Below are 7,018 nucleotides of genomic sequence, written 5' to 3' on the forward strand. Positions count from 1 at the left end.
CGCGCCTATCGCACCCCGCGCGCGATGCTGCAATCGCCTTTGCCAGAGCCTGAACGCTCGGCTATCGGGAGAGAAAGTCATGACATCCCCATAGCGGCAGGAGAATAACGATTTCCATTCCAGTCACCTTCGTTTCGTCCGTTCCCGACAACTCGTCCGCGCTCATCGTGCCGCTCGGCAAGGGCAAGCCGCTCGATACGGCGACCAAAGAGCTGTCCGGAGAGGCCGCGAAACTGATCAGGCGCGCCGCCGAGGCCAGCCGGTTCGAAGGCGATCTCGGTTCGATCGTGGAGATTTTCGACGAAACGGAGCACGGAACCCGCCGGATCGTGATCGTCGGTACCGGCAACGGGGACGACAGCGAGTCGCTCCAGAAGGCCGGCGGCGCGGCGATGGCGAAACTGCTGACGTCGGGCGAGACCGGGCTGACGTTCGATGCGCGTTCGAGCGGCGAAAAGGACGCCGGATCGCGCATGGCGTTCGGCGCGCTCCAGCGCAGCTGGCGGCTCGACAGCTATCGGACGAAGGCGCCGCCCAAGACCAAGCCGACGGTCGAGGAGATCAGCGTCGTCGCGAGCGACGCGGAGGCCAAGCGCTGGGACCATTTCGAGGCGGTCTATGCCGGCATCGCGCTGGCGCGCGAACTGGTGACCGAACCGCCGAACGTGATCCATCCGCAGGGCTTCGTCGAACGCTGCCGCCCGTTGGGCGAGCTCGGCATCGAGATCGAGGTGCTCGACCGGGACGAGATGGCCGAACTCGGCATGGGCGCGCTGCTGGGCGTCGCGCAGGGCTCGATCCGCGAACCCAAGCTGCTCGTCATGCGCTGGGACGGCACCGGCGGGACCCAGAAGAACCCGGTCGCCTTTGTCGGCAAGGGCGTGACGTTCGATACCGGCGGCATCTCGCTCAAGCCCGGCCCGGGGATGGAGGACATGAAGTTCGACATGGGCGGCGCCGCGGCTGTCGCGGGCGCGATGCGCACGCTGGCGGGCCGCAAGGCCAAGGCCCATGTCGTCGGCGTGTGCGGGCTCGTCGAGAACATGCCGGGCAGCAACGCCCAGCGGCCGAGCGATATCGTGACGACGATGTCGGGCCAGACGGTCGAAGTGCTCAACACCGACGCCGAGGGCCGGCTCGTGCTGTGCGACGCGATGCACTGGACGCAGGAGAAATATTCCCCGGACGTCATGGTCGACCTTGCCACGCTCACCGGGGCGATGATCATCGCGCTCGGCAACGAGCATGGCGGCTGCTTTTCGAACGATGACGGGCTGGCGGACCAGCTGCTCGCCGCGGGCACCGGAAGCGGGGACAAATTGTGGCGGCTGCCGCTCGGCAAGGCGTATGACAAGCTCATCGATTCGCCGATCGCCGACATCAAGAATGTCGGGCCGCGCGAGGCGGGATCGATCACCGCCGCGCAGTTCCTCCAGCGCTTCGTCAAGGACGGCGTCAAATGGGCGCATCTCGACATCGCCGGCATGGTCTGGATGAAATCGGCGTCCAACCTCTGGGACAAGGGGGCGACCGGTTATGGCGTCCGCCTGCTCGACCGCTTCATCGCCGATAATTTCGAGGGGTAGCGGAGCGGCGTGCAGGTCGATTTCTATCAGCTCGCCGGCACGCCGATAGAGGCCGTCGTGCCGCAGCTCGCGGCGAAGGTGCTGGAAAGCGGCGAGCGGCTGCTGATCGTTTCCGGGGAGGAGCGGGTGCGGGCGCTGCTCGACGAGGCGCTCTGGACCCATGATCCGCTGTCCTTCCTGCCGCACGGACCGGACACCGACGAGAGGGCCGCGGATCAGCCGATTCTGCTCTCGGAAAGGCCGGAAGCCGTGAACCAGGCGAAATTTGCGATGCTGGCGGACGGGATATGGCGCGACGCCGCGCTCGGGTTCGCGCGGGTTTTCTATCTGTTCGACGCCGACCGGCTCGACGACGCGCGCAACGCCTGGCGCAGCCTGGCCGGAAAGGACGATGTCGAGCCGCGCTACTGGAAGCAGGAGGGCGGGCGCTGGCGGCAGGGGCCGTGACGGCCGGAGGACCGACGGCACAGCCCACTTGCGCCTTTTGCGGCTTGCCACTAAGCGGGCCGGAAATTCCCCTCATCATCCATCGGAGTTCAGCCCATCATGGCCGTGACACGCACTTTCTCCATCATCAAACCCGACGCCACGCGCCGCAACCTGACGGGCGCGGTCACCAAGATGCTCGAAGAGGCCGGCCTGCGGGTCGTCGCCTCGAAGCGCATCCGGATGACGCAGGAACAGGCCGAAGGATTCTATGCGGTCCACAAGGAACGGCCCTTCTTCGGCGATCTCGTCGAATTCATGACCTCCGGCCCCGTAGTCGTGCAGGTGCTCGAAGGCGAGGACGCCGTCGCCCGCAACCGCAAGATCATGGGCGCGACGAACCCCACCGATGCCGACGAGGGCACGATCCGCAAGACCTACGCGGAATCGATCGAGGCCAATTCGGTCCACGGCTCGGACAGCGACGAGAATGCCGCGATCGAGATCGCGTTCTTCTTCGCCGATCACGAAATCGTCGGCTAGGCGTTATTCAAGAAACTCGGCGAGAGGCTGGAGCTTTTTCGGCGCGACGAAGCTCCAGCTCTTTCTGAGCCAACCCGCGATATGATCCCAGTCGACCGCGCCGCTATCGAGCCGGATCGCGATCCAGCCTGACGGGCCGTAATAGGCGGGGCGATAATAGAGATCGGGCTCGGCCTCGATCAGCGCCGCCTGCTCGTCGACCCCGCTCGTCTTGACGAGCAGCGCGATCGCGTCCTCGCCATGATGGCGAACCGAGACATAGGCGAAGAATTTGCCGGTTTTCTCGCTGCCGACCCGCCAACCCGGCGCGCCGTGCGACGTTTTCGCATGGGTTTCGGGCAGCGCCAGCGCCAGCGCGCCGACCTTCGCGACCAGCCAGTCCGGATCGAGCTGCCGGGAGACCAGCTCGGCGAGGACGCGCGGATAGAGCTGATGCTCCGCGATCCGGATGCGGTTCGCGAGCCGTTCGGGCGTGTCGTCCGGCAGGATCGCGACCTCGGTCTGGCCGAGGATCGGCCCGTCGTCGAGCGTCGCCGTCACCAGGTGCACGGTGCAGCCGGAAACGGCATCGCCCGCGTCCAGCGCGCGCCGATAGGTGTCGAGCCCCTTATATTTGGGGAGCAGCGAGGGATGGATGTTGAGCATCCGGCCCTCCCACTTGCCGACAAACTCTTCCGACAGAATCCGCATATAGCCGGCGAGCACGACATAGTCGGCGCCGGCCTCGCGGATTTCGCGGTCCATGACCGCGTCGAACGCGGCGCGCTCCATGCCCTTGTGGCTCCGGGCGAAGGTCGGCACGCCTTCGGCGGCGGCCAGCTCCAGCCCTCGCGCTCCGGGATCGTTCGCGGCGACCAGCACGATCTCGTACGGACAGTCGTCATGCTTCGCGGCGTATAGAAGGGCGGCCATGTTGGTCCCGCGCCCGGAGATCAGGACGGCGACGCGGGCGCGTTCAGCCATTATGGGTGGCGCTCCATGCCGACCTGGCCGACCAGTCGTCGGCCGATCCGGACACCGTGCAGCCGCGATCGCCCGCGGCGACATGCCCGATCCGGTGGACCGTCTCGCCGGCCTCGGCCAGCGCCGCCGAGACCGCATCGGCCCGGTCTTCCGCCACGATCAACGCCATGCCGATCCCGCAGTTGAAGGTGCGCGCCATTTCCGCAGGTTCGATATTCCCCTGCGCCTGGAGGAAGGCCATCAGCCGGGGCTGGTCCCAGTTCGCCGCGTCGACATGGGCGTGCAGCCCGTCGCCGAGCACGCGCGGTATATTCTCGAGCAGGCCGCCGCCGGTGATATGCGCCATCGCCAGGATATCGCCGGCGCGGACGCGGGGCAGCACGGATTTGACGTATATCCGGGTCGGCTCGATCAGCGCGTCGACGAGCAGCCGGTCCTGGTCGAACGGGGCCGGGCGGTCGAGCTTCCAGCCCTTGTCGGCCGCCAGCTTGCGGACCAGCGAATAGCCGTTGGAATGGACGCCGGAGGAGGCGATGCCGAGAATGACGTCGCCCGCCGCGACGTCGGCGCCGGTCAGCGCCTCGCCACGCTCCACCGCGCCGACGCAGAAGCCGGCGAGATCGTAGTCGCCATCGGCATACATGCCGGGCATCTCGGCGGTCTCGCCCCCGATCAGCGCGCATCCGGCCTGCTTGCAGCCCTCGGCGATCCCCGCGACGACGCGTTCGGCGACGCCGGTGTCGAGCTTCCCGGTCGCGAAATAGTCGAGGAAGAAAAGCGGTTCCGCGCCCTGCACGATCAGGTCGTTGACGCACATCGCGACGAGATCGATGCCGATTCTGTCGTGCCGGTCATGTTCGATCGCCAGCTTGACCTTGGTGCCGACGCCGTCGTTCGCCGCGACGAGCAGCGGATCGGAATAGCCGGCGGCCTTGAGATCGAAGAAGCCGCCGAAGCCGCCGAGATCGGCGTCCGCCCCCGGCCGCGCGGTGGCCCGGGCGAGCGGCGCGATCGCCTTGACCAGCGCGTTGCCGGCGGCGATCGAGACTCCGGCTTTCTCATAGCTATAGGGCTCGGGCGAATTGTGCTTGGCGTTCATGTTTATAGCGACTAGCCACATCGCTCTTGGATTTCCACGGCCAAGTCGCCAAAAGGCCCACAATGCATTTCGTAATCCGTAATCTGAAAAAGCTGTTGGTGCTCGCACTCGCCGGTATCGGCGCGACGGGCATCCTGCTCGCGCAGCAGACGCGGGATAATTCGCGCGACTTCGGGTTCGACGCGGGGGCCAGCTACGAAGTCACCGGAATCACGGTCGACGCGTCCGGCGAGGATGCCGAAGAGGCGCGGCGCAACGCCTGGGAACAGGCGCAGCGCGAAGGCTGGCGGATGCTCTATGCGCGGGTTAATGGCGGGCCCGCGTCCCGGGCGCCCAATCTCAGCGATTCGTCGCTGAGCGCCGTCGTCACCGGAATCATCGTCGAGGAAGAGCAGATCGGCCCGACGCGCTATGTCGCGCGGCTCGGCGTGATGTTCGATCGCGCGCGCGTCAGCCGCTATCTGGGCGTGTCCGGCGTCATCCGCCGCTCGCCGCCGATGCTGGTCCTGCCCGTGCAATGGGTGGGCAGCACGCCGACGAGCTTCGAGGAACGCACGCCCTGGGAGCGCGCCTGGCTGCGCTTCCGGTCCGGCGAGAGCCCGATCGACTATGTCCGCGCCAGCGGCACCGGACCGACCCCGCTGCTGCTCACCGTCGGCCAGACCGGGCGGCCCGGGCGCGGCTGGTGGCGGTTCCTGCTCGATTCCTACGGCGCGGCCGATGTCGTCGTGCCGGTCGTCCATCTTCATTATGCCTATCCGGGCGGCCCGGTGTACGGCCGCTTCGTGGCCTATCACGGCCCCGACCGGCGTAAGATCGCGCAATTCTCGCTGCGCGTCCGCAGTTCGGAAAGTCTCGACCAGCTGCTCGACGAAGGCGTGCGGCGGATCGACGCCGCCTATACCCAAGCGCTCGAGGACGGCCGGCTGCGCCCCGATCCGTCGCTGAACTTCGAGTTCGGGATCGACGAGGAGGCGTTGGAAGAGGCGCTGGACGAGCTCCAGGGCAGCGTCGCGGCCGCCGACACGCCGCCGGCCGAACAGGCCGTCAACACCGAACAGGCCACGGCGACCGGCCGCTATACAATACAGGTCGTGACGCCGGACGCCAACGCGGTGCGCAACAGCGAGGCGCTGGTCCGCGGCACGCCGGGCGTGCGCGGCGCGACGACGTCGAGCCTTGCGATCGGCGGCGTATCGCTGATGGAGGTCAATTATATCGGCGATCTCGATACGCTCGCATCGGCGCTGGCGGCGCGCGGGTTCCAGGTTCAGCGCGGCGCCGGGACGTTGCGGATCAGCCGGGGCGGCGGTTCCGAGGGATCGGATACGCCCGACGGCCCATGAGCCGCCTCCGATGAGCCAGATTGCGCTCCCGCTCGACTGGCCGGACGCCGGGAACGATGCGGCTTTCATCGTCGATGCGAGCAACAGCGAAGCCGTCCGCCATCTCGATCACTGGTCGTTATGGCCGGTACGGACGACCCTGCTGACCGGGCCGCGCAAATCGGGCCGCTCGACGCTCGGGCGGATTTTCGCGCGCAGGAGCGGCGGCCGCGTGATCGACGATGCCGACCTGTCGGCCGAGGAGACGCTGTTCCACGCCTGGAACGCGGCGCAGGCCGACCGGCAGCCGCTGCTGATCATCGCCGACGAGCCCCCGCCGCGCTGGGAGATCGCCTTGCCGGACCTGCGGACCCGCATCGCGGCGACTCCCAAGGTCCGGATCGGGGAACCGGGCGACCAGCTGATCGAAGCCCGTCTCCAGCGCCATTTCGGCGGACAGGGCATGGCGATTCCGCAAAATGCGATCGACTATCTGCTCAAGCGCATGGATCGCAGCCATTATGCGCTGCACCACCTGATGGAAACGCTCGACCGGCTGGCGTTCGAACGGCGCAGCCGGATCACGCTGGGGCTGGTGCGGGACGCGATGAAGGAACTCGGTTTCATCGACCTGTAACATAGAAACCGCTAAAGGCCTGTCATGGACGAGTATAATCCCGAACATATCACCGAGGATTTTTCGCGCGAGACCGAAGCGGAGCCCGGCACAGAGGATCGCTATTTCAACCGCGAGCTGAGCTGGCTCGGCTTCAACGAACGGGTACTCGAGGAAGCGCGCAACCCGGCGCATCCGCTGCTCGAACGGCTGCGCTTCCTGTCGATATCGGGCAACAATCTCGACGAGTTCTTCATGGTCCGCGTCGCGGGCCTCAAAGGGCAGCAGCTCCAGGGCGTCGAGATGCGCTCGGCCGACGGGATGACGCCCAGCCAACAGCTCGCCGCGGTCGCCGAGCGCGCCAACGCGCTGATGGACGAGCAGCAGCGGGTCTGGACCGAACTCCGCGCGGCGCTGGCCGAGGCCGAGATTTTCGTGCTGTCGGACACCGAGATCGAGG

7 protein-coding genes and 1 pseudogene are annotated in these 7,018 nt (G+C 67.1%); 6 read left to right on the forward strand and 2 right to left on the reverse strand.

The window, feature by feature from the left end:
- Positions 1–116: 116 nt before the first annotated feature.
- The 3 genes from ACTS1X_RS12290 to ndk all read left to right on the forward strand — a co-directional run bounded on the left by ACTS1X_RS12290 (position 117) and on the right by ndk (position 2,555).
- Entirely contained in the window at positions 117–1,586 is a 1,470-nt protein-coding gene (locus ACTS1X_RS12290; protein ID WP_442614697.1) for a leucyl aminopeptidase, read from the forward strand.
- Positions 1,587–1,595: 9 nt separating this feature from the next.
- Positions 1,596–2,033 (forward strand): DNA polymerase III subunit chi, encoded by a 438-nt coding sequence (locus tag ACTS1X_RS12295; RefSeq protein WP_442614688.1) that lies wholly within the window; start codon positions 1,596–1,598, stop codon positions 2,031–2,033.
- 99 nt (positions 2,034–2,132) lie between these two features.
- Complete coding sequence (ndk, locus tag ACTS1X_RS12300; protein WP_442614689.1) at positions 2,133–2,555, forward strand: nucleoside-diphosphate kinase; 423 nt, start codon at positions 2,133–2,135, stop codon at positions 2,553–2,555.
- A 3-nt stretch (positions 2,556–2,558) separates the two neighbouring features.
- Here ndk and purN read toward each other — a convergent pair whose 3' ends face one another.
- Positions 2,559–3,518 (reverse strand): phosphoribosylglycinamide formyltransferase, encoded by a 960-nt coding sequence (purN, locus tag ACTS1X_RS12305; RefSeq protein WP_442614690.1) that lies wholly within the window; start codon positions 3,516–3,518, stop codon positions 2,559–2,561.
- Entirely contained in the window at positions 3,511–4,617 is a 1,107-nt protein-coding gene (gene purM, locus ACTS1X_RS12310; protein ID WP_442614691.1) for a phosphoribosylformylglycinamidine cyclo-ligase, read from the reverse strand. Before purM ends, purN begins: the two co-directional genes overlap by 8 nt.
- Positions 4,618–4,679: 62 nt before the next feature.
- Between purM and ACTS1X_RS12315 the strand changes: the two genes are divergently transcribed.
- The 3 genes and pseudogenes from ACTS1X_RS12315 to ACTS1X_RS12325 form a co-directional block, all read left to right on the forward strand.
- The gene (locus ACTS1X_RS12315; RefSeq protein WP_442614692.1) at positions 4,680–5,963 is read left to right on the forward strand and encodes a heavy-metal-associated domain-containing protein; all 1,284 of its coding nucleotides are present in this window, start codon (positions 4,680–4,682) and stop codon (positions 5,961–5,963) included.
- Positions 5,964–5,973: 10 nt separating this feature from the next.
- The gene (locus tag ACTS1X_RS12320; RefSeq protein ID WP_442614693.1) at positions 5,974–6,579 is read left to right on the forward strand and encodes an HdaA/DnaA family protein; all 606 of its coding nucleotides are present in this window, start codon (positions 5,974–5,976) and stop codon (positions 6,577–6,579) included.
- Between the two features lie 24 nt (positions 6,580–6,603).
- Positions 6,604–7,018 (forward strand): annotated as a pseudogene (locus ACTS1X_RS12325) (RNA degradosome polyphosphate kinase); the annotation flags it as partial.

Origin of the sequence: Parasphingopyxis sp. (assembly GCF_052168275.1) — a bacterium.
Taxonomy (GTDB): Bacteria; Pseudomonadota; Alphaproteobacteria; order Sphingomonadales; family Sphingomonadaceae; genus Parasphingopyxis.